This is a genomic window from Streptomyces sp. NPDC006872 (assembly GCF_040635845.1).
Taxonomy (GTDB): domain Bacteria; phylum Actinomycetota; class Actinomycetes; order Streptomycetales; family Streptomycetaceae; genus Streptomyces.
Map to the genome: position 1 here is coordinate 63,080 of NZ_JBEYIL010000027.1, position 21,410 is coordinate 84,489.

The following is a 21,410-nucleotide window of genomic DNA, read 5'->3' on the forward strand; positions in this document are numbered from 1 at the left end:
ACGAGCATCGGCAACACGGAAAGCGGAACAAACCATGAACGAAAACGACCTCCACGCGCAGCGCGAAGCAACAGCCATCCAGTACTTCCGCCTGGTCGATGCCGCCGATCCGGCACTCCTCGAACTCTTCGCGGACGACGCGCAGATGTTCTTCCCGAAGTTCGGAACCGCCAAGGGCCTGGCGCAGATCGGGGCCTTCGCCCAAGGCTTCGCCCGGGGCATCGCTGACATCGAGCACGACATCGCCCACTTCAACGTCCTCACGTCCGGCGACTACGTCGTCGTCGAAGGGGCCGTCAGGGGAGAGACGACATCCGGTGTGGAGTTCCCCGACGGATCCTCAACCTTCGGACTCTTCTGCAACGTGTTCGAGTTCCAGGGCGAAAAGATCAAGAGGCTCCACATCTACGAAGACCCCGACTTCGCAGGCACCCACACCGACGGAGCATCCTGGGGTCAGTCCGTACGTGACAGCATGTAGCCGGCACGACCTGTTCGTGACTGGCCAAGGGGACCGATGGGCTCCGCTCTCTCCCCGCGCGTCAGCGGCCAGCCAGATTCCCCCGCTCGGGCCACTTAAGTACCGCTCAATGGCAATCGATCACGGTTCATCTGCCGTTCCCGCGCATCAGGTGATGCTGGTGGGGAGGCTCCGGACGGGACTGCGCTGGGTGTTGTTGTCGGTGCGCCGGTCCAGCTCGGTGCGGAGTTCGTGGATGACCTGGGCATAGACGGCGACGCGCTCGCGAAGCCGGCCGTTGTCCTCCCGCAGGGCCTGGGCGGCGGCTTCGGCGTCGATGGCGCGGGCGTGCAGATGCTGGAACGCGGGCGGGATGCCGTTCGCCTTGGACTTTCGGCGGGCGAATTCTTCTTTGAGGTCAACGTGCTTGTGCGTGAGGACCCAGCGCTTGACGCCTGCCTCGGCGGCGAGTTGCAGCGTGGTGAGCGCCCCGGTGGACCGGGTTGGACGGCCGTCGAGGAGCCGTTGGATCGCTGCGGTGATGGCGGCGCGTTCGTCGTCGTGGTCAGTGGCCATCGTGGGGTTCTCCGGTCGAGCCGTGGGCGGTGACGATTCGTTCCAGGCGGTCGAGTTCGTGCTGTTCGCGGGCGTGCCGGAAGGCGGGCGCCAGCGGGTCGTCGACGAGCGGTCGTAGTCGCTCGATCTGGACGAGGACGTGTTCGACGTCGCGATCGGTCCGCGCCATGTTGACGCAGTTCGGGCGGCAGTCGTCGAGGTCGGGGGTGCGGCGGGTGCCGTCCTCCTCGCTCCGCAGGCGGCAGGCTGCTCGCTTCGGGTCCAGGACGCAGGTCATGCCCTTGCCGGGGAAGATCTGCAGGTCGGGGTTGGCGAGCATGGCGTTGGCGTGCCGCTTGGTGCGCAGGACTCTCCCGGCGAAGCGGGTGGCGGCCTGGACGCGGTGCCGGTAGGTCTCGGCTGCTGGGCCGCTGACCTGCTCGCCTTCGCGCAGGCGCTGGTGTGCGTCGGCGAGGGTGTCCAGCCGGGCAAGCCAGTCCTCGAAGGCGAGGTCGTCGGGGAAGCCCGAGGCGTGGTTTCCGGCGTAGCCGAGGGTCATCTGGACGCGGAGGTGTCCGTACTGGATGGCGGCGGCAACCAGGCCCCTCGGCCGGCGGACGATGAACCAGGCCAGGGTGCGGCGCAGGCGAGCGGAGTAGATGACCGGGTGGGCCGGGTCGGGCGGGACGCGGTCACTGCGGCCGTGCTCGGTGCAGTAGGTCGCGACCCAGGCCAGGAACTCGGCGATGTCGTGGTTGATCCGGGTCTCCGACCGGGAGCCGCCGACGCGGCTGCGCAGGATGGTCGCGCCGTCGCGGCCGTCGGTGAACAACGTCGCCGGGAACAGCCGGGGTCCTGGTGGCAGTCGGCGATCCGGGCGATGCCGACCACCGCGCCCGTAACGAGCTGGCGGCCGCGGATCGTGCGGCCGATCAGCGGGATACGCAGGGCGGGCTGGTCGACGGTCTTGCTCGTGTGCAGCAGCACCCAGCCGGTCCGCCATTGGACAGGCCGGTTCTCCACCGTCTTGGCACCGGCGACGATGCAGGCCGCATACGGCTGCCGAATGCTGATGCCGCGGATCCAGTCGCCCTCGGGCAGGGTGGCGACGCTCGTGCGGCTCGCCCCCACATCGCCGTGCCCGGGCGGCCCGCGCGCCGGCCGTTGATGGACGGCACCGTCGCGTGCTCCTTGGTGGCGAGGACCGCACGGCCGGAGTGCTTGCCGTCGTAGAGGGCGGCGTCGGCGGCGCGCTGAAGCTGCGTCAGGTCGCGGACGCCGATCACGTCCGGCGTCGCGGCCCCGACCGAGGCGGCGACGTCGACGGTGCGGCCGTCGTCCAAGACGACTGGTGTGTGCAGCATCCGCACCAGCTGCTCCGGGCGGTGCGCGCGACGGTCGGCGGGCAGCTCCAGGACCACGGCGAACTCATCGCCCCCGAGCCTGCCGACGGATGCGCGCGGGCCCGCCCAGACGGTGAGCCGGGTGCCGAACGCAGCGAGGACGGCGTCGCCAGCCGCGTGCCCGAGACCGTCGTTGACGTCCTTGAAGTGGTTTTCCCGGACTAACTCAGGTGGCTTGTGGGGCGTCATGATGGAGACCTTCATGCGAGTGGAGGCGGGGCGCGGCACCTTTGGCAGGTGGCCGCGTCCCGCGTGCTGGGCAGGGGGTTATGAGAGCTGTGGAGGCGGGAAGCGCGCGTGGACGTCACTGAGCACGAGCTGGCCGATCCGTGGGAAGGACTTCTCGTCGCTCCTGCTCGTGGCAGTGACGTCGGGGTGCTGGTCCTGGCAGGATCCAGTGGGCGCATTGAACGCGAGCGAGCGTGCATCCTGGCTCAGCAAGGAGTCACGGCCCTTGCGATCCGCTGGTTCGGTGGGCCAGGGCAGAGCCCGGGCATTTGCGAAGTCCCCTTGGAGACCTTCACCACCGCCATCGACGTCCTTCAACGTGAGGGGGCTCGACGCATCGGAATTCTTGGCGTTTCCAAGGGAGCTGAAGCGGCTTTGCTCACGGCGGTGCACGACCCGCGCGTGGACGTGGTCGTCGCGTTGTCGCCCACCTCTCGGGTCTGGTGCAACGTCGGTCCGGGCAGCGACGGAGCGCATCACCCGTATCGCTCGTCCTGGACATGGCAGGGGCGGCCGCTACCTTTCGTCCCGATGGACGACTCGTGGCCTTCCCCGGAGCCGGACAGCGGGGCCGTCGCCATCCGCGGGTGGTACGAACTCAGCGAACGGACCTTCGCTCACCTCCTTCCGCCAGCAGAGATTCCCGTGGAGGCCGCCAGAGCGGACCTGCTGCTGATTGCAGGCGGCGACGACGCGATGTGGCCGTCGCTGCCCTTCGCCGAACAACTGGCGCAACGCCGACGCTCGGCCGGAGCCACCGTGCGTCTGATCGCGCGCGACGACGCCGGACACCGACCACGCCTTCCTGGCGAGAGCCCCGCATCCGCGTCCCCGCACTTTCAGTACGGAGGCACGCCTGAAGCTGACGCGCTCCTCGGCAAGGCTGCATGGCCTCACATCCTTGACGCACTCGCCGGCGGGAGCCCATCCGTGCTGAGTGGCTGAGGATGAGAGGCCGATGCGTCTTGGTCACGAGGTCCCCTTTGGGTTGGCCGTGATGCGGAAGGCCGTCGGCCGGGGTCCGCGCGTGAGCGCGAGGACCAGGCTGCGGACGCTGCCGCTGTTGACGGGCTGCGCCCGGTCGACTGCGAGGACGACCCGCTGCGCGGGGAACAGCCGAAGAAGTCCACGTCGTCGACCAGCGAGATGGGCGGCCGCGGGCCGGTGCCAGGCCTGCCGATGCGGGTCGTGAACGGTGCAGGTCAGGGCAGGCAGCAGCGGGGGAGGGCGGTCCTGCCGGCTGAAGACCTGCGGGTGATCTTGGAGCCGGTGCGGCTGGTCTGGGCGCGTCTGGAGCGTCCCGCCTCCCGCCGCCTGGTGGAAGCCGCTGCCCGCTCCGAGCTGGCCACGGTGAGCGGGTTCGTCGGCCGGATCGACGCGCCGCAGGTCCTCGCCGACCGGCTCGCCCGACGCCTGGCCGATCAGCTGCGCCTCGGTGGCCCGATCCAGGACCCGGTGGGCTGGCTGATCGGCAAGGGTCTGCCGCAGCGGCAGGAATGCGGTGAGCGGCTGTGCGACGACCGCATGCTGCTCGACTCGGGCCGGGATTGCCCGCGGTGCGAAGAGCGGCGGGCTGGCAGCCGTGCGCAGCGTCACGCGGTCGCGGCCGCCGTCGACAACGCGATGCCGTACGCCTCCGAGGCGGAGCGCCGTACGACGATCGATCGGCAGCTGCACGAGACCGTGACCGCCCGGGCGTGGGCCCGCGAGCACAAGTGGGAGCAGGTCAGGGCCCGGCAGGCGGCGGCCGCCAAGCGCCGCGCTGCAGCCGCGGCGGCGGCCGCGATCCCCGCCCGCGATGAGCCGGCCCCGGTCGTGCTGCCCGCGCCCGGCCCGGCGTCTGCCGTCCCGGTGCCGGAGGCCGACGTCGTCGATCGGGACTTGGTCCTCGAGGACTTGACCCGCGAGCAGGTCCTGGACTGGCGTACCCGCGCGGCCCGCGACCACCAGGTCGTCTTCGACCACATCGACCGGTACGGCGAGCACTCCGCACAGAGGCTGTTCACCAGGGCCTTCGTCGCGGACGTGCAGCGCCTGTCCCGCCTCGGGCACCTGAACCTCGGCTACACCACCTGGGAGCGGTCATGAGCGGCGAGCTGTCGGGCGTCGACCTGGCCCGGGTCGCTCTGTCGAACATCTCGCCGATCCTGCCGGACCAGCCCGCCTATTGGCCACTTCGCACGGCTCTGACCTGGCGTGATGACGCCCACGTGCGTGCCGGGCCCTGATCGGTTGGTCAGTCACGCCCACAGGTCGGCGGGCCTCACGGGGAGTCTCGGAATGCCGCAATTGCCTTGTACGGGTGGGCTATTGGCGACGCCAGTGGTGGTGAACCTGCTGTACGTCTGCTTCGAGAATGTCCCGCAGGTCATCGTCGTCCGCGGGAACCTCCAGCCCCAGCGCGCCGGCGACCTCACGGTAGGACGTCGTCATGTCCGGGTCTCCTGCGGCGACGAGGGACGACAGGAGTGCCTGGTCGGCGGGCGTGGTCCGGTCGACGTGGGTGAGGACCTCGACGCGGTCGGCGAGCGTCATGTGGGGGAGTGCGGAGCCGAGCTGCTGCCTGAGCCGGGACCAGGTGGTGGTGGTCTGCTCGCGGGCGGTCTTCTTGAGCGCCCCGCGTACAGCGGCGGCGGCGGATTCCAGGACGTCCGGCGGGAGCTCGCGGCGCCCCTGGCGGTCACGGGCCTGGGCCTGCTTCTTCACCCGGGACGTCTTCCTGATCCAGGACCTGGCCTGCTGCCGCTCGCCGGTGGACAGCCAGTCGCCGGCGGTTTGCAGCGCGGTGGCGAGTTCGGCGGTCAGCTTCCGCTGTTCATCGGCGGGGAGGCGGTCTCCCCGTTGGAGGCGGTTCAGGATGGTCCGGGCCTGGCGTACGGCTGCACTGCGTTCGCGCTGTTCCGTCCGGGCGGTGTTCGGTTCCTTCTTCCCCTTCCCCCTCTCCTTCTTTCTCTCCGTCGGTGCCTGCTGTGGCTTGGGGGTCGTCTTCGGTTGAGGGCGTCGCTTGGGGCGCGGTGCCAGGAGGGGGTGGAGTACGGTCCGGGCCGCGCCGGGATCGGGGAGATGGTCCTGCTGGCGGAGGAAGGTACGGGCCGCGGTCAGGACGCGCTGCTCGGCGGGGCTGGCGCCGCGCCGGGTGAGCGACGTGGCGGTCTGGAGCTGGGAGCGTACGTCCCAGGCCCGCTTCTCGGAGACGGCCTGGGCGAGGTCGGCGAAGACGCGCTGCTGGTAGTCCTCGTGGCCGGCCAGCCAAAACCGGGCCTCGGCCAGGGCCTGCTCGGCGTCGGCGCGGACGGCGGGGGCCAGGGTCTCGAGGAAGGGGCCGCTGCCGGCGCACAGCCGTCGTACGTGTTCGACGGTGCCGGTGCGCTGGGCTGCCTCCAGGCCGCGGATGAACCGGGTGACGTTGTCCGGCAGAGTTCCCGCGCGGTGCCCGTCGGAGGCCGGGGCGGTGGGGGAGGGGCGGTCGCGGAGGATCTCGGTGGCGGTCGGGGTGATCAGGCCGTCGTCGGTCCAGGAGCAGTCGGCGAGGGGGATCCATTCGGTGGGGTGGGCCAGGCTCTGGGTGCCGATCCAGACCTGGCGGCCGGCTCCGCTGCTCTCGCACTGCACCCGGTACACGTACGGACACCGGGAGAGCACTCCCGGCTCCGGCAGCACCCCGGGACCCAGGACGGGGATGCGGCCGTCGGCCCAGTCGGGCGGCACCGTGCCGTCCATGTGGACGCGCAAGGCGACTCCGTCGTCGAGGTCCACGTCCAGCAGCGACCCGATCGGCGGCGGGAAGGCGAACCGGCCGGTCAGTCCATGGTCGAGCAGGGACCGGGACATGGCCGCCTTCACATACAGGTGGTCGGCGCTGGACTCGCCGACCTTCGGCCTCCGGCAAGCGTGCGGGATGCCGTTGACCTGCGGAAAGTGCTGGAAGTGGCACTGCCGGTCGACATACAGTTTGTGCGCGAGCCGGGCGCCGCAGCCGCCCAGCAGGAGCCCGCACCAGAAGGTGTCGTGTGCGTGCGCGTGGCGGAACCCATCCAGCTCGATGGCCTCGGTCGGCAGGACGACGGGAACGTCCGAGTGCTCGTCCCCGATCACTGCCGTCTGCACCAGCCGCGTGTCGCGCACTACGACGCCCCCCGATCGTCTGCGGTCAACGATAGATCTGCGAGCAGACGGTTCGATAGGAGCAGGTCAGGCCGTTGTCTGCAGGCTGTGGCAGGTGCCGGCCGGAAACGCGGACGGCCAGTTCACTTCCGCCGATGGGCGATGAGTCCCGTCACCAGGGGCCATACTGAAACTGTGACCGTGGACCATGCCGCAGCTTCCCGCTGGGCTCATGTAGCCGAGCGTCTGCCCTCGTATCTTGAGGAGCTGTCCGGACCCGCGACCGGGGCCGTGGAGCTTCCGCTGCACCTGGCGTGGTCGGGGCTCAGGCGCTTCGAGGTGGGCGACGAGAAGCTGCTGCTGGGCCTGTACCGCATCGTGCTCACGAACGGCCTGCACGACGACTTGATCGGCTACCTCAACGCCGACCTGCTGGTGAGGCACTGGCCACGGCTGCGGATCGCCCTGGGCAAGCCCGTACGCACGTGCTGGGAGCAGCGCTTTCCCGAGTTGGTGGCCGCCGACGCGGCATGAGACTCCCGGAACTGCACCGACGTCTGCTGAGCGACGCCCTGGGCAGCGGCCATGCCTACCGGCTGGTGCTCGCCGGCGGCTACGCGATCCAGGCCCACGAACTCGTGAGCCGAACCAGTCAGGACCTGGACCTGGCCACCGACGCAGCGGAAAGCATGCACGAGATCACCGGCGCCGTCGCCGCCGGCCTGGAGAACAGGGGCTGGGTGATCCACGTCGTCGAGGTCGCCCCTCGGATGGCCCGTCTGCTTGCCACCGATGAGGCCACCGGCGAAGCCTGCGAGCTCGACATCCTGAAAGAGATCTTCCACAGGCCTCCCGCGCAGACGGACGCCGGGCCCACGCTGTCCCGGGACGACGCCGTGGGACTGAAGGTCCGTGCCCTGCACGACCGCGGCTTCCCCCGCGACGTCATCGACGTCTTCAGCGCACGAGAGCTCTACACGATGGGTGAACTCGAGCGTCTGGGCGCTCAGCACGACGAAGAGTTCGACCTGGAAGAACTGCACGGACGACTCGAAGCGGTCGACTTCACCTCTGACCAGGAGTACGCCGCGTACGACATGAGCCCCGACCGCATCGCCGAGCTGCGGGCGTGGGTCCGGGACTGGCAGGAAGACCTCGGACTGCGTCTGGCCGAACCGTACGCCGAGGAAGAGGACGAGGACGGTGGCTGAAACGCCCTGATCCATTCGTTCAAGTGCACGTCCGGGAACGGGGGGAGGGCAGCCTGTTGGCATTGGGATGTTCAGAGTCCGACGGCAAGCCCGGGCGGGACCTTTCGGAAGCCGACCGCGAGCGCGCGCAGGGGAGGCCGCCTCGAGCTCGAGGCCGAGTGGACCCCGCAGATCCTTCAGGCCTGGCGTCTGCTCGCTCAAACCCAGCAACGGAGGTGAGGATGGCGGCGCCGGTGGCCACGATTATGGAGACCAGGGCGCAGATCACCACCAGCAGCACCCTGACGAACGTCGGGTTGGGCATCGGTCCGGTTGACCTTTCCCGTGGCCGGACCTGGGGTGCAACGGCACTCAGCCCGACCACCACGCTTCGTGTACGTGGGATCTTGCTGAGGCCGTGCCGACGTTCACTGGTCTCGCTGCCGTGCCAGGGCCGTCCTGTGGCTATCCATCCCGGTCTGCTCGGTATCCGCTTGGTTGTGGTCTCACCAAAGCCCCAGGGTCTCGACCCCGGGGGCGCACATAGCCACACGCCGTAGTCACGGGCACGATGAGGCTCAAGCCCGCTTCGGGGCGCCTTGGTGTCGGCCGACCCGGGACACATCGGGTTCCCGGGCTCGCGCACGTCGCTCGTGCCGCACTGCAGCGGAACGGGCAAGCGTCAACGCCTGCGACACGCACGTGTGTTCAGGTAGATGCGCTGGTGGGCGTCGCCTGCTCGGTGGGCTGGTCCAGCTGCTGGTGGCGCCGCTGCTCGTTGCGGCCGTCAACCCCGGAAAGCCATCAACAGGACCCGGCACCGGTAGCTCACCTCACAACCGGGATCTTCCTTGTGCCCAGACCTTAAGGACCTCAAGATTTGCCTCATGCCTGAACAAGAGATCGGCATCGAGGAAGCCCGAGGAATTCTGGGCGATCTGGTGGAGAGGGTGCGCTATTCCGGTACCGCTGTGACGCTCACCCGGTACGGCAAGCCCGTGGCACGGATCGTCCCCGTCCTCGACGACGAGAAGAAGCCCAAGACAGGCGACGCCGCTGACGGCTGACGTCCCTTAGACACGTTCGGCGCTGGCGCCGACGAGGTACTGCCGGTGCCCGGGGCGGGCCTCTGGACCGAGGAGAAGAAGGGAACGCGGTGAGGGACGCGGATGTCCGCCCGGTTGTGCTGGCCCAGTCCGAGCACGAGGAGATCTTGGCGGCGCAGATCCTGCCGACATGGACCGAGGGCGCAGTCTCGCAGGATCGGCCGGTGGCTGTGCTGGTGGGCGGACCGCCCGGCAGCGGCAAGTCCACCGTGTGCCGGGTGCTGAAGGCGACGCTCGACCGGCGAGGCGGCGCGGTGCTGATCGGCCGTGACCTCTACAAGTCGGCGCACCCCGCCTACCGGTGCCTGCTGCGCGGCGATGACCGCACGGCGGGTGTACGGGTGCGGCCGGACGTGCTGCGATGGCAGGACGAGGTCGAGGAGTACGTACGGGGCCGGCGGTACGACGCCGTGGCGGAGACTCCCGTGGTCGATCCCGAGCAGGCCCGTGCCTACCGGAAGGCCGGGTACCGCGTCGAGGTGCTGGTGGTGGCCGAAGCGGACGCCGTGACGCAGCTGAGCGTGCTGGAGCGCTACCTGGCCCAGGTCGCCGAGGACGGTGTCGGCCGGTACGTGTCGTGGGACAACCACGACCAGTGCGTACGCCGCCTGCCGCAGTCCCTGGAGACCATCGAGACCGAACAGCTGGCCGACCGGGTCATGGTGGTACGGCGTGACCTGCACGTGGTGTACGACAGCGGGCCGGTCACGGCCGGGCCGGACCAGTCCCTGGCGGGCGCCCACCAGGCACTGAGAGCGGCGCGAGCACAGCCGTGGACTGCGCCCGAGACCTGGAGATTCCGCCGCCAGGTGAGAGCCCTGGAAGAGCAACTGCACCCGTCGGTGAGCACGCCGGAGCGGCGCCTCGCGGTCGCCGGCGGTCTGGACCGCGCCCAGGCCTTGGCCGAGCCGGTGCGCCGCATCGCCCAGCCGCTCACAGTGCCGCCGGGCATCGACTATCACCGCCTGTCCGCCGACGAGCACGAGTTCATCTTCGACGAGCTGATCGTGCCGATGTACCTGGGCGGCATCACCGCGCACGATCAGCCGGTGGCGCTGTACGTGATGGGTCCGCAGGGGGCCGGGAAGACCCATGCGACGCGTACGCTGCGCCGTGTGCTGCGTGCCCGACGCCCCACACGGATCGAGGGCGGGATGTTCAAGTCCGTCCACCCCGACTACCGCCGGCTTCTCGAAGAGGAGCCGCGCACGGCGTCAGCGCGGATCCGCCGCGACTACCGGGCCTGGCAGGACAAAGCCGAGGCGTACGTGCGCGGGCGCCGCGGTGACCTGCTGATCGAGATCGCCCCGGACGACGTCGCCCACTTCCTCGACGGCGCCCGCCGCCACCATGCGGCGGGCCACCGGGTGGAGCTCATCGTGCTGGGGGGACGGGCAGCGGACAGCCGTCTGGGCATCGCGACACGGTGCGCCGAGGTGGCCCGCATCGGCGGCACACCTCGCTTCACCTCGACGGCCGCCCACGAGGCGTCGTTCCACGTGCTGGCCGACGTGGTCCGCGCGGCCGAGGCGGTGCCGCACGTCGTCGACTCCGTCTCGGTCGTCCGCAGGGACCTGACCGCGGTCTACCGCAACGCGCGCACCCCGGGCGGCGCGTGGGGACAGCCGCCCCGGGGCGGGGACGTGGTCGAGGCCGAGCAGCAGCGCCGGTACACGCAGGACGAAGCGGCGCAGCTCCTGGCTACGCTGAAGCAGCTGCATGGCGAACTGCCGCAGTACCGGCCGGATCTGGTCGGGATCGCCGCGCTGGCATGGCCGCTCATGCCCGTCCACATGCAGCCGCGCCTCACCGGGTGCAGTCACCCGATTGATGGATCAGGCATCACCCGATTGGCTCAGCCCAGGGCGGAGGGCGCGGCACCGGCTGGCGGCAGAGGAAGCCGGACAGTTCGCGGAGGCGACGCCTGTGCCGTCGCCGTCGGCCAACGGCGAGGTGGCCTTTCGCGGTCGGCCGCGAAGCTGTTCCTGCAGGCCAGTGCTCGTTGAGCCGCTCGCGACAGCGAGGACTACTGCGCCGTGCTGATGCTCGGAGCCGGCCTCGGCGTTGCCATCCATGAACCGCGCCACCTGAGCCTTTCCCCCTCCCGCCACCCAGGCCCAGCTCAAGCTCAGCAGCGATATCGCACGCCAGATCAAGGGCGAGGGCTTGGACTCGGTGCGCCATGCGCTGCGGGCCTGCCGCGGGCGGATGCCTCAGTGGACCGAGCGCAGCTGCCGGGCACTGGCCGAGGTGCGGTGCGCCCAGCACGGGACCGTACGACCGGAGGCCATCGCCCTGCGCGAAGCGTTCGACCTGGCGGCAACCGGACGGACCACCGCGGCGGCCGACCGCATCCGGCTGACCGTGAACGACCTCGACGGCCAAGCGCTGTGGGGCCGGCTGCCGGAGCAAAGGGCCGCCTGCCTGCACATGACGGATTCCGTCGCCGCCCAGCAGGCGCTGGCCGACGCACTGGACGAGAACCAGTGCGTCCTGAAGCCCGCAGGCGGAGCGGAGCCGACCCAGATCAGGCCCGCCGTCGCGCAGGCGCACGAGGCCGCGCAGCTCCTGCCCGCCGAGTACGACGACGGCGTCAACCCGGTCCTCGAGGTGAAGGCGCTGTTGGAAGAAGTCGTATGGGGCGATGAGGAACGCACCGACGTCGCCGAGCGCGCCTGGCAGCGCCTGGGCCTCCACCTCGGTTTCGTGAGCACCCGGCCGGAGAAGCTGTACGGCACGGGTCCGGACAACCTCTGGAGACTCTCTGCCGCGCGGCAGGCCGTGATCGAGCTGAACACAGGGTGCGCCTCCGACACGATCGCCGAGAAGGACGCGGACCGGCTCGGCGGCAGCATCCGGTGACTCAACAAGAACAACCCCGAGGTCAAGGCCTTGCCCGTCATGGTGCACCCCAGCCGCGTCTGCGACGCCAAGGCCACCCCGCAGCCGGGGATGCGCGTGGTGGCGCCGGCCAAATACGAGCCGCTGAAGCACGCGGTCGTCCAGTACGCCGTCGCACTCGCCGGTGACCTGGGCCGATGAGGCGACGAGCAGGCCGTCGCCGCGCAGCTCGCTCACCACAAACTCACGGGCGACCGCTTCTTCGACACCTACTCCGAGGCCGCCCGCGCCAGCGCGTGACCATCACCCACCCCGTCCGAGTCGACGATCACCTGGCACGTTCGCCGGGGACTTGAAGGAGCACCCGCCGTCCACCGGCCGCTGCCCCTCTCTTCTTGCCCGAACGCCTTCGGCGAGAGCCGGATCCGCTGGTACCGTCGCTCGTATGGACCAGAACGGATCCCAGGTGCCGCCCTTCGAGCCGGAGGAGTACGCGCGCGTCGCGGCAGCCGCCGACATCGTCGGCAAGTCCCCCCAGGACTTCGTCCGCGACGCGGCGCTCAAGGCTGCCGACGACCCGTTCCTCAAAGCCCTCGGCCGGACCCGCGACCGCGTCCCGCAGCTCGCCGAGGTCTTCGCCACGCAGGACACTCGCGCCGCCGACACGAGCACGGCCACGTGGCCCGACCCCGCCCCCATGGGCAGCCGCGACCTGCACGAGTTCACGCGGCACGGCCACGCCGCGTGACCCGCTTCCTCACCCCGCAAGAGCTCCTGCAGATCGCGCAGACGCTCCCGGGTGACCCGGCTTGCCTCGACCTGGGCGTGCTGGACGCCGTCTGCGCCCGGGCCCAGGCCCACTTCATGGACCGTGACGTGTACGCCAGCGACTGGTTGAAGGCCGCGGCCATGCTGGAGACCGTTGCTCTGCATGAGCCGCTGGAGGCGAAGAACGAGTTCTTCGCCTGGCTGGTAGCCGAGACGTTCCTCAACACCAACGGTCAGTACATGCACTACGAGCCGGAGGAAGCCCTGGCGCTCGTCATGCGCACCAAGCACAAGGACGCCCGCGTACAGGAGGTCGCCGCTCAGCTCCGTTCCTGGACTGCAGGTTGACGGATGCCCGCGGCCTAGGGACTGACCGGGCCCCGGCTCTACCGTGAAGCACATGGCCAGGGAACTTCGCATCGAGCTCGATGGCGAACGGTACCTGCAGCTCGCACGCGAGGCGCACGACCTGCACGAGGATCGGGCTGTGTACGCCGGACGTTCTGGCTCAGGAGCTCGACGAGGCGCGGTTCCTCGAGGGCAGCCGGGCACGCTCGCCTGCCCAGCGTCTGGACCGTGCCCACCACCCCGCTGAAGGTGCCGGCCGAGCTGGAGGACGCCCGGCACTTCGCCGCCATGCCCGAGGCCCTGCCCCGGCGCTTCACTCGGCTACGCTCCGCCGCTCGGGATCGTCCTGGATCCCTTCGACGGCACGGGCACCACCGCGGCGGCGGCCAAGGCCCTCGGCGCGCATCTAGTGAGCAGGGGGCCGTACAAGGTGGATTGGGCGCTTCCTCAGAAGGCCGGATGGCTCACTTTTCAGGCCAGATGAAAGCTTCAGGCCGGCTCCGGCAGTTTTGAACTCCACTCGCCTCTCTGCCGTAGTAGCGGCTGGATGCCGGTCTCCAAGCCGAACTGCTGCCCCCGCAACGGGCTGTCCCAGCCGGCGTTCATGCTTGCCTCGACGTACGGGGTTGGGGAAGGCGCGTCGTGTCCCGGGCCTCGCACGTTGAGGCGCTGCGCGAGGACACCGCCGACGTGCTGCAACCGCTCAGCCTTCGTCTCTCTGAGGGGAAGACGCAGGTGGTGCACATGTCCGGCGGGTTCGACTTCTTGGGGTTCCGCATCCAGTGGCGCCGCAAACAAGGAACGGACAACTGGCACGTCTACACCTTCATCGCTGACCAACCCATCCGGCAGCTGAAGGACAAGATCCGTGCCCTGACGAACAGAACATCGCAGCAGAACCTCAGGGACATGTTGATCAGGCGCAACCAGATCATGCGCGGCCGGGCCAACTGCTTCATGCACGTGGTCTGCAAAGCCGCCCTGAGCTCCCTGGCCAGCTTCACGTGGCACCGGGTGATCAGCCGGTGGATGGCGCCGCACCGCTGGAAGTGGAAGGACGTCCGCCGACGCTTCACCGACTACAAGGAAACACCCCTATGCCCAACAGCTTCCACAACCAGCCCGTGCCCGCCTACACGATCTGGCAGGCGGCCGAGGCAAGCCTGACGTACCTGCACGAGGGTTGGAGCGCTTTTCCCGGTCCCTGGGCTACCACCGGTCACCTCCGAGCCTGGGACTTCACGCCGTTCACCGTCGCCGTCGCCGAAACCGGCGTCCTGTACGTCCGCAACGACCTCCTCGGCGACACCGTCACCCTCGACGTCACCGCCGAAACCGACATCGACACCGTGGCCCGCGCTATCGCCGTCGTCGTCCCACGCCTCCACTGACGCCCGCCTTGCGTGGCCGACCGGTCGCGTCGAGGCCGAGGGCCATGAGCACCGCGACCGCATCACGCTTTTCCGGCGCTCCCCGCCCGTACCGCCACCCTAAGCCGCCTGAGCAAGCCGGCCAGGCCAGGTCGGGAAGCCTGACCTGTACGGCCCGGCGTCGACGACCGATGCCAGGCTTCGTGCAGTACTCCCGGCCCACGGCCGCCGCCTCCAGCGGAGTCCGGGATCACGCCATGCCCTCTGCCTGCCCCATCCGAAACCGGTCTCGGGGCCGCACCGCCCTGCGCCACCTCTTCAACCGGCCCCGACTGGACACCTGGCACGCACCCTTCGGATTTCTCATGATCTTCGTCATGGACCAGCAGAACCCTGTCGATCACACCGTCGTTCTCTTCTGCCTCCAGCACATTCCCATCGTCCAACGGTTCTACCGCGCCCGTCTCAACCGCCGATGGGCACCCTTATAGACACCGCATCGAGAGACAGGTCCCGTCCTTCCCCGAGGAGGCGCGGGCCGGGCCCTTGCAGATCCACATCCGCCAACGGTCGTGCCGCCCAGCGCTCCGGCACCCCGTCGCCTGCGGTGGGCGTGTCCCACGGGTTCGGTCCGGCAGCGGTGACACCGAACCCGCCTCCGCGGCCCGCTACCACCCGTCTGCCGTCTGCCGTCTGCCGTCCGCCGTCTGCCAAGGAAATCCCTTCCATATCCACCTCTGCCTCTGCCACCGGGCCGACAAGCTCCCCCAGTACCCGCAGATCCCCGCACGGGCAGGCAACGGCAACGTTCGGGTCCTTCTCGCCCACAGCATCCACCCGGCCAGCGCCTCGAACGCCACGGCGCCCCGCAGCCCTGCGTCCCACGGCGAACACACGCCCAGCGGCGACAACCGGCAGCTCACGCAGGCGATGTTCCTGTCCACGTCCGTCGCCCAGCACACACCTTCGACGCTCCGTGACTCCAGCCACCCCGCCAGCGACGCGCTGTCGGTGCGCGGAGTGGGGCAGTGCTCTGTCGTCTGCGTCGACTGCCGGCCGCGGTTCAGGGCCAACGACGGCACGTCATCGGTGTGGTCGCGTTCAGTCAGGCAGGTGCCGGCCGCGACATCCAGGGCGGCGCCGTCGGTGCGACACCTGTCCGGGGCGATAGATCCGGCACGGCGGTCAGAGAGGGACGTGGCCGACGCTGATGTGCCAGTACTCCCCACCGTGCCGACCCAGCTTGCGAGCCAGAGCCGGAGCATCCGTCGAGGCCAAGTCAGGAACCACCATCAGGGATATGGTGCCGCCGCTGAGCCGGGCCACGGCTGTCCATTGATGGATGCGGGGGTCCGAGGGGAAGACGATACGAGAGGCCCCTTCGTCACACAGGAACTGGAACGTGACCCGACCGTCGGCCTCCAGCGACCACCGAGCCTGAGAATCAGCCGCGCGGGCGATCTCGTTCCGCGTCGTGAAACGGTATCGGGTGACGAAGTCGAGAACTTCGGCGCGGGGCACGCTGCAGTTCACCACCAGGGCCAGGGCTGCGATCGTCCCATCCGTGGTGGGCAGCGCTATGGGTACCGCCGACGCCGCGGGGACACCCTCGTATACCGTTCCGTACAGTTCCCGCATTCCAGGCACGGGTACCAACTCCACAATAAGAGACACCTCACCGAGTTCCCGCCGTCAGGTACGAGGGGAGCTTCACCTGTAGCAACGGCCCACAAGCCAAAGGAGTTCACTACACCCTTCACAACAGACGCTGCACACCCGAGTCGGGCGAAAACCGTGCAACGCCCCGGGGCTTCGGAGCAGAGAGTCCGGATGGCTGTCGGCGTGGTGTAGCTGATCTTGGCTTAGAGGTCCTAGGCGGTGTCTACAATTGCTCTTGAGTGGTGGATCACGGCCAGGTGATACGTCGCCATGAACTTTCCGACGCGGAGTGGGAGTTTGTCCGCCCGCTGCTGCCTGAGTCCGTACGGGGACGCAAGCGGTTGGACGATCGAACCGTGCTCAACGGGATCGTGTGGAAGTTCCGGACGGGCTCGGCCTGGCGAGATGTGCCCGAGCGGTATGGCTCGTGGCACACGCTGCACACCCGTTTCCGCCGGTGGGCCCTGGGCGGCACCTTCGAGCGGATACTCCAAACCGCCCAAGCCCGGGCAGATGCGGCCGGAGATATCGACCAACAAGGCTCCTGGCCGAAGAGTTGAGACGTCGAACACCTCTCTCAACGGTACGGGAGCCTTGTGCATTGCGGACGACCACGCCGTCACTCGATCAGTGGCCACGCTGAAAGGGCTCAGTAACAGGGCAGATGGGCCAGTATCGACGACACGACGGGCTTCGAAATTACAGAATGACGTTAGCTACCGGCAACCGCAACTGCTTGATACGAAGATATCACGTCATTGAACCCGAAATCGGCAAGGTTAGAAACTTGAGTGAAGCGCGGTAGTTTCTTTTCCTGTCCACCAAAAAATATGTCACTGAAGAGCGACAGCTCTACACCGGAATTATTGATCACCGAAGATATGGAGTCGTGGAGCTCGGGCTGCCTGGATGTCCTGAAGTCTCTCTCACTCGCCGGTGGCTTCACGAACATAAAACCTCCCTTGAAGTCAGCGTCGGTGTAGAAGCAAAGCACTTCTCTCGGGCAAGTACGCGAGGGCTTGCCCGGTTGGTTGTCAGTCTGCGCCGTACTGACGGGCCCGTTTGTCGCACCCGGTGCGAGAGTCGATCCCCGTCCGGACGGAGTGGGCGTTGGGCCCGCAAGAAGGAAACTTATTTCAGATCGAATCGGAGCAGGCGAAAGCCTTGATGGTGCTTCTTCTGCATCATGGTGAGACTTTCCGCTTTCACCGGAACTGCATGCAGCAAGAGGAAGGAGCGCGGCGACCAAAGCCAGCACAGTGACGGTCTTCCGAGAGTCAAACACAGTGACCTCCAGGGTGCGATTGATCCTGCTTAAAGGGCTACGCACCCCTGTCGACGACGGGTCACAGGGCGCCTTTTCTTATACTTTATCTTTACCATCTGTTCGATCAGGCGCATCTCCGAGTCGGTTCGTCACCAACTTGCGGTGAAGTTCGAGGTGTTGTTCCCGCATCTGGACGATCGGCAGCGACGGCTGATGATGGGGGCCGAGGCTCGGATCTTGGGGCACGGCGGCAGCCGGGCGGTCGCGCGGGCTGCCCAGGTCAGTGAGACAACGGTCCGCAAGGGCGTGGACGAGTTGGAGGCCGGCGAGGAGCCAATGCACCGGGTCCGCAGGCCCGGTGGTGGCCGGAAGGGGGCAGTGGACTGTGATCAGATCCGGGTCTGCGGTCCGCGCTGCTGGCGCTGGTGGAGCCTGACGAACGAGGCGATCCGATGTCGCCGCTGCAGTGGACGGTGGAGTCGACCAGGAGCCTCGCAGCCGAGCTCACCCGCCAGGGGTGGCTGCCACGCCAGGGGCATCGGGTGATCGTCAACAGGGCCTTCACCCGGTCAAGGCCCGATCAGCTCGGCGTCGATGTCGCGGGACGTGTTTTCGTCGAGGAAGCCTGGGCTGCGTCGAAGGTCATCAGGGTGGCGGCAGGGGCCAGCGGTTGGACGCCAGGGAAGGGGCGGCGCTGGTGACGGTTTCGATGGCGACCACCTCGGACCGCAGCCGGCCAGAACTGCTGTGGCTGGTCAGCGCGGTGACCTGAGTTCAAGCAGCTTGGTCCGTACACCTTCAGCATCTGGGTGACCAAGCAAGTCCATGGTGTTGAGTCCCTCGGTCCAGGCGGCGCGCGCCAAGTTCAAGTGGCCAGCGCCGAGATAAGCATCCCCGAGACGTTCGAAGGTACTTACGGCGTGCCAGGGAGGGCTACCGTATTGCTGGTCGAGTGTTATGGCATTGCGGTAGCTGGTGACAGCCTTGTCATAATTTCCGAGACAATAGTGGGCATAGCCGATACTGTCCCACGTGTTCGCCGCGTTAGCGTAGTCCTTGAGTTTCTCGCAAAGAGCCAGGGCTTCCCAGCAGTAGTTGAGGGCTTGTTGGTGCTGTCCGAGCTGGGTGAGAAACCAGCCGACCGTGTTGAGGGCGGAAGCTATGGCCACTTGAATGCGGTTGTCATCACCGTGGAGAACGGCTGACTCCCGGGATAGACTGAGTGCCTGCTGCGCGGCGTCCAGCGCTGCATCGAGGTCACCCAGCTGTTCAAGTGCCGCAGCCAGCGCGCGATAGCTTTCAGCCCGCGCCCTGATGTCACCGGTTTCGGTGAACAGTTCGATGGCGTGCTCAGCATGAGTCACCGCGTCGTCGAGACGACCCAGGCCTATCATCGTCTTGCCGAGGCCTCGGTGGGCATAGGCCAGGGCGGTGGGGCTGTCCAATCGGCGGGCAGCATCCATGGCGTAGCGATGCACTGACTCTTCTTCTCGCCACATGCCACGGCCGTGCAGATGGTTGGCCATACTCCAGGCCAATTGCCACGTATGGGTGTCGTGTTTGTACACGACGGCTTCCCTAAGGACCGTCATGAGGACCGTCAGCTCGGTGGTGAACCACGCCCTAGCCCTCTTCTCATCTCCGTTCAGTTCCTCGACGCGCACCCCTTCCGCAGTAGATGCCAAAGAGATCAGTGGCCGTCCCAGAGACGTCAGCATGTCGGCATCTCTTGCGGTGTGAAGGTAGTGGTCGAGCATCCGGGTCCGTGCGGCTTGAGTCTCTGATTGAGGATCAAGAGCATCGGCCAGTTCCATGGCGTAGGGACGAACCAGGTCGTGGAATGTGTACCGGCCGGGAACCGATTCGTTCAGCAGATGAAACTGGGTGAGATCCAGCAGGAGCTGCTTCGTCCGGGCATGAGTGAGACCGGCCAGACTGGCCGCTGCCGGCAGGCTTATATCAGGGCCGGGATGCAATGAAAGCATACGGAACAAACGGCCTGCCTCTGGGGCAAGAGCACGATAGGACCACGAAAACACGGCACGCACATCGGCGACATCATCTCCACCGTTGAACACGTCCAAACCGTTGGCACTTGCTTGGAGTTCATCGGCTATTGCTGCCAGCGGAAAGGAAGGACGTGTAGCCGCACGGGCCGCAATGATTGCCAATGCCAGAGGCAGCCGCGCACACCGAGCCACAATATCCGAGACCGCGTCGGGCTCAGCCGCCACACGTTGCTCCCCGAGACGGCGGATGAGCAGCGCTCGGGCCTCCGCCGCAGGGAGCACGTCGAGGTTCAGAGGGGCTGCACCGTCCACAGCAACCAGCCCGGGAAGCTGGTTACGGCTGGTCACAATGACCACGCAGCCGGCCGCCCCGGGCAACAGCGGCCTTACCTGAGCCGCGTCACGAGCATTGTCCAGCAGGACCAGCACACGCTTGCCAGCAAGCAGGGTGCGGTAGCGGCCCGTCAATGCGTCCATGTCCTGCGGCAGTCCATGAGGATCAGCGCCCAGTGACTCCAAGAGCATCCGCAGGGCATGCGCCGGACGCATAGGCGTACCGCCTGGGTCGAAACCTCTCAGATTCAAAAACAACTGGCCGTCAGGAAAACGGTCGGCGATCTGACGCGCCCAGTACACCGCGAAGGTAGTCTTCCCCACACCCGCCATACCCGAAATGGCGTACACCGCTGCCGAAAAACCGAAGGAGATCTGGGAAATACTTCCCAGATCGGAATCCCGGCCGACGAACACGGTCGGGCTCCGAGGCAGTTGCGCCGGCACCGGAGACACCGAAACAGGGACCGCCTGGACCGGCGTTGACGACACCGGAGTTCCCGAGCAGAGGAGTTCATTGTCCGCACGCAGAATTCGCTGATACAACTCCTGAAGTTCCTGACCGGGATCGACACCCAGCTCCTCCGCGAGCAGGACCTGCGTCTCCCGATAGGTTTCGAGGGCTGCCGCTTGCCTGCCCGATCGATACAAGGCCAGCATCAGCACCGCCCGGAAACGCTCATCCAACGGATGAGCAGATATCAGCCCGTTCAGCTCCGCAACTACACTCTCATGCGCACCGAGATCAGTCTCGAGCCTGAGACAAGAAGCCTCCGCCGACAGACGCAACTCCCCCAGCCAGTGCCGCTGATCCTCCGCATACTCGCCTCGAATATCAGCCAAGGCCGGCCCCTGCCACAACCTGAGAGCATCACGAAGGTACTTAGCCGCGTCATCCGACTTCCCCGCACGCCGCGCCTGATCAGCAAGAGCCGACAGCTCCCGGAAAACGTTGAGATCCAGCGCACCTTCTGAAACACGAAGCAGGTATCCGTCCCCCACAGAACGGATTACGGACGTCGCGGCCGCCCCGTCAGGTTCCAACGCCTTCCGCAGATAATGAATATACGTCCGCAGCACAGCAAGCCCAGAAGCAGGTTGCTTAACCCCCCACAGAGCGTCAACTAGTTCACTTTTCAAAACCAGCGAACCCTCAGCCAGCAGCAGAGCCGACAACACCACACGCTGCTGCGGCGACCCCAGCTCGACCTCTTCCGAACCCCGCCACGCCCTGACCGGCCCCAGGACAGCGAACCGCAACGCCTCCCCCAACGACCCGCCCTCTCAGATAACGCCCTGTCAGAGACGGCAGACGGTGCCACCTTCCCGACGCCCCCGCGAGTGACCTGGAGTCTAATACGACAACATGATTTCGACGTTCTCCGACACATGAGAAAGCGTGACAGCAGGTCAGACAGACACGGCCAGAGGAAGCCCAGTGTTGCCTGCTTCCAGGAAGGACCGCCGGAGCTGCACGAGCGTGCCGGGCGGATGCACCACACGTCGACACCGAAACCCGTCGTCCGTCAAACGGCTCATGGGCGCATGGGCGCATGGGCGCATGGCTCAGCGTGCGTCACGAAGCTCTGCGGCGGCAAGCCGAGCAGATGCCGGCGAGCGGGACGACGACCTGGCGCGTTGACCGCGACTACTGCAGGGTCCCGTCAGTCGGGGTACGAGCTGGCGGATGGCGGAGAACAAGCGGGGGAGGTCGTTGGCATTCTCGCCGGCCTGCGTTTCGTGGTGGCCAGGTGGACGTCGGGATGACT

The 21,410-nt window shown here is 67.6% G+C and carries 21 protein-coding genes and 3 pseudogenes; 16 read left to right on the top strand and 8 right to left on the bottom strand.

What is annotated here, in order from left to right; all coding sequences use genetic code 11:
- Positions 1 to 34 precede the first annotated feature (34 nt).
- Positions 35 to 481, top strand: a complete 447-nt coding sequence (locus ABZ725_RS47340) for a nuclear transport factor 2 family protein (protein WP_358808575.1) — start codon at positions 35 to 37, stop codon at positions 479 to 481.
- A 147-nt stretch (positions 482 to 628) separates the two neighbouring features.
- Here the strand turns inward: ABZ725_RS47340 and ABZ725_RS47345 are convergent, their stop codons facing one another.
- The 4 genes and pseudogenes from ABZ725_RS47345 to ABZ725_RS47360 all read right to left on the bottom strand — a co-directional run.
- Positions 629 to 1,036 carry a hypothetical protein gene (locus ABZ725_RS47345; protein WP_351914080.1) on the bottom strand — a complete coding sequence of 136 codons (408 nt, stop codon included), beginning with the start codon at positions 1,034 to 1,036 and terminating at the stop codon, positions 629 to 631.
- Entirely contained in the window at positions 1,026 to 1,847 is an 822-nt protein-coding gene (locus ABZ725_RS47350) for a hypothetical protein (RefSeq protein WP_358808576.1), read from the bottom strand. The genes ABZ725_RS47345 and ABZ725_RS47350 overlap by 11 nt, the downstream gene beginning before the upstream one ends.
- A gap of 17 nt (positions 1,848 to 1,864) precedes the next feature.
- Positions 1,865 to 2,146, bottom strand: a pseudogene (locus ABZ725_RS47355) (hypothetical protein); the annotation flags it as partial.
- Positions 2,131 to 2,583, bottom strand: a pseudogene (locus ABZ725_RS47360) (GGDEF domain-containing protein); the annotation flags it as partial. The pseudogenes ABZ725_RS47360 and ABZ725_RS47355, both read right to left, overlap by 16 nt.
- Before the next feature lie 132 nt (positions 2,584 to 2,715).
- On the opposite strand from ABZ725_RS47360, the gene ABZ725_RS47365 reads away from it, so the two are divergent.
- The 3 genes from ABZ725_RS47365 to ABZ725_RS47375 all read left to right on the top strand — a co-directional run bounded on the left by ABZ725_RS47365 (position 2,716) and on the right by ABZ725_RS47375 (position 4,874).
- Positions 2,716 to 3,591, top strand: a complete 876-nt coding sequence (locus tag ABZ725_RS47365) for an acyl-CoA thioester hydrolase/BAAT C-terminal domain-containing protein (protein WP_358808577.1) — start codon at positions 2,716 to 2,718, stop codon at positions 3,589 to 3,591.
- Positions 3,592 to 3,834: 243 nt separating this feature from the next.
- Positions 3,835 to 4,734 (top strand): hypothetical protein, encoded by a 900-nt coding sequence (locus ABZ725_RS47370; protein WP_358808578.1) that lies wholly within the window; start codon positions 3,835 to 3,837, stop codon positions 4,732 to 4,734.
- Positions 4,731 to 4,874, top strand: a complete 144-nt coding sequence (locus ABZ725_RS47375; protein WP_358808579.1) for a hypothetical protein — start codon at positions 4,731 to 4,733, stop codon at positions 4,872 to 4,874. Before ABZ725_RS47370 ends, ABZ725_RS47375 begins: the two co-directional genes overlap by 4 nt.
- Before the next feature lie 79 nt (positions 4,875 to 4,953).
- Here the strand turns inward: ABZ725_RS47375 and ABZ725_RS47380 are convergent, their stop codons facing one another.
- Positions 4,954 to 6,771 (bottom strand): hypothetical protein, encoded by a 1,818-nt coding sequence (locus ABZ725_RS47380; RefSeq protein WP_358808580.1) that lies wholly within the window; start codon positions 6,769 to 6,771, stop codon positions 4,954 to 4,956.
- A gap of 174 nt (positions 6,772 to 6,945) precedes the next feature.
- Here ABZ725_RS47380 and ABZ725_RS47385 point away from each other — a divergent pair, with 174 nt between their 5' ends.
- The 10 genes from ABZ725_RS47385 (at position 6,946) to ABZ725_RS47430 (ending at position 14,394) form a co-directional block, all read left to right on the top strand.
- Positions 6,946 to 7,284 (top strand): hypothetical protein, encoded by a 339-nt coding sequence (locus ABZ725_RS47385; RefSeq protein ID WP_358808581.1) that lies wholly within the window; start codon positions 6,946 to 6,948, stop codon positions 7,282 to 7,284.
- Positions 7,281 to 7,961, top strand: coding sequence for a nucleotidyl transferase AbiEii/AbiGii toxin family protein (locus tag ABZ725_RS47390; RefSeq protein ID WP_358808582.1), 681 nt, complete (start codon positions 7,281 to 7,283; stop codon positions 7,959 to 7,961). Before ABZ725_RS47385 ends, ABZ725_RS47390 begins: the two co-directional genes overlap by 4 nt.
- Before the next feature lie 866 nt (positions 7,962 to 8,827).
- Positions 8,828 to 9,007: a type II toxin-antitoxin system Phd/YefM family antitoxin gene (locus ABZ725_RS47395; protein WP_358808583.1), complete on the top strand. Its 180-nt coding sequence runs from the start codon at positions 8,828 to 8,830 to the stop codon at positions 9,005 to 9,007.
- An 89-nt stretch (positions 9,008 to 9,096) separates the two neighbouring features.
- Entirely contained in the window at positions 9,097 to 11,052 is a 1,956-nt protein-coding gene (locus ABZ725_RS47400) for a zeta toxin family protein (protein WP_358808584.1), read from the top strand.
- Positions 11,053 to 11,254: 202 nt separating this feature from the next.
- Complete coding sequence (locus ABZ725_RS47405) at positions 11,255 to 11,908, top strand: hypothetical protein (protein ID WP_358808585.1); 654 nt, start codon at positions 11,255 to 11,257, stop codon at positions 11,906 to 11,908.
- 39 nt (positions 11,909 to 11,947) lie between these two features.
- Positions 11,948 to 12,088, top strand: a complete 141-nt coding sequence (locus tag ABZ725_RS47410) for a hypothetical protein (RefSeq protein ID WP_351914154.1) — start codon at positions 11,948 to 11,950, stop codon at positions 12,086 to 12,088.
- 244 nt (positions 12,089 to 12,332) lie between these two features.
- The gene (locus tag ABZ725_RS47415) at positions 12,333 to 12,635 is read left to right on the top strand and encodes a hypothetical protein (RefSeq protein WP_351914156.1); all 303 of its coding nucleotides are present in this window, start codon (positions 12,333 to 12,335) and stop codon (positions 12,633 to 12,635) included.
- Complete coding sequence (locus tag ABZ725_RS47420) at positions 12,632 to 13,003, top strand: fic family toxin-antitoxin system, toxin component (protein WP_358808586.1); 372 nt, start codon at positions 12,632 to 12,634, stop codon at positions 13,001 to 13,003. The genes ABZ725_RS47415 and ABZ725_RS47420 overlap by 4 nt, the downstream gene beginning before the upstream one ends.
- 642 nt (positions 13,004 to 13,645) lie before the next feature.
- The gene (locus tag ABZ725_RS47425; protein ID WP_358808587.1) at positions 13,646 to 14,170 is read left to right on the top strand and encodes a group II intron maturase-specific domain-containing protein; all 525 of its coding nucleotides are present in this window, start codon (positions 13,646 to 13,648) and stop codon (positions 14,168 to 14,170) included.
- Complete coding sequence (locus ABZ725_RS47430; RefSeq protein ID WP_358808588.1) at positions 14,128 to 14,394, top strand: hypothetical protein; 267 nt, start codon at positions 14,128 to 14,130, stop codon at positions 14,392 to 14,394. Before ABZ725_RS47425 ends, ABZ725_RS47430 begins: the two co-directional genes overlap by 43 nt.
- 1,164 nt (positions 14,395 to 15,558) lie before the next feature.
- On the opposite strand, the gene ABZ725_RS47435 is transcribed toward ABZ725_RS47430, so the two are convergent.
- Positions 15,559 to 16,011, bottom strand: coding sequence for a hypothetical protein (locus ABZ725_RS47435; RefSeq protein WP_358808589.1), 453 nt, complete (start codon positions 16,009 to 16,011; stop codon positions 15,559 to 15,561).
- 260 nt (positions 16,012 to 16,271) lie between these two features.
- On the opposite strand from ABZ725_RS47435, the gene ABZ725_RS47440 reads away from it, so the two are divergent.
- Positions 16,272 to 16,592 carry a transposase gene (locus ABZ725_RS47440; RefSeq protein ID WP_358808590.1) on the top strand — a complete coding sequence of 107 codons (321 nt, stop codon included), beginning with the start codon at positions 16,272 to 16,274 and terminating at the stop codon, positions 16,590 to 16,592.
- 152 nt (positions 16,593 to 16,744) lie between these two features.
- Here the strand turns inward: ABZ725_RS47440 and ABZ725_RS47445 are convergent, their stop codons facing one another.
- A complete protein-coding gene (locus ABZ725_RS47445; protein ID WP_358808591.1) occupies positions 16,745 to 17,362 on the bottom strand; it encodes a peptidase inhibitor family I36 protein in 618 nt (205 codons plus the stop codon).
- 150 nt (positions 17,363 to 17,512) lie between these two features.
- Between ABZ725_RS47445 and ABZ725_RS47450 the strand changes: the two are divergent.
- Positions 17,513 to 17,817, top strand: a pseudogene (locus tag ABZ725_RS47450) (ISAzo13 family transposase); the annotation flags it as partial.
- 237 nt (positions 17,818 to 18,054) lie between these two features.
- On the opposite strand, the gene ABZ725_RS47455 reads toward ABZ725_RS47450, so the two are convergent.
- On the bottom strand, positions 18,055 to 20,913 hold the full coding sequence (locus ABZ725_RS47455) for a BTAD domain-containing putative transcriptional regulator (RefSeq protein WP_358808592.1): 2,859 nt from the start codon (positions 20,911 to 20,913) through the stop codon (positions 18,055 to 18,057).
- Positions 20,914 to 21,410 lie beyond the last annotated feature (497 nt).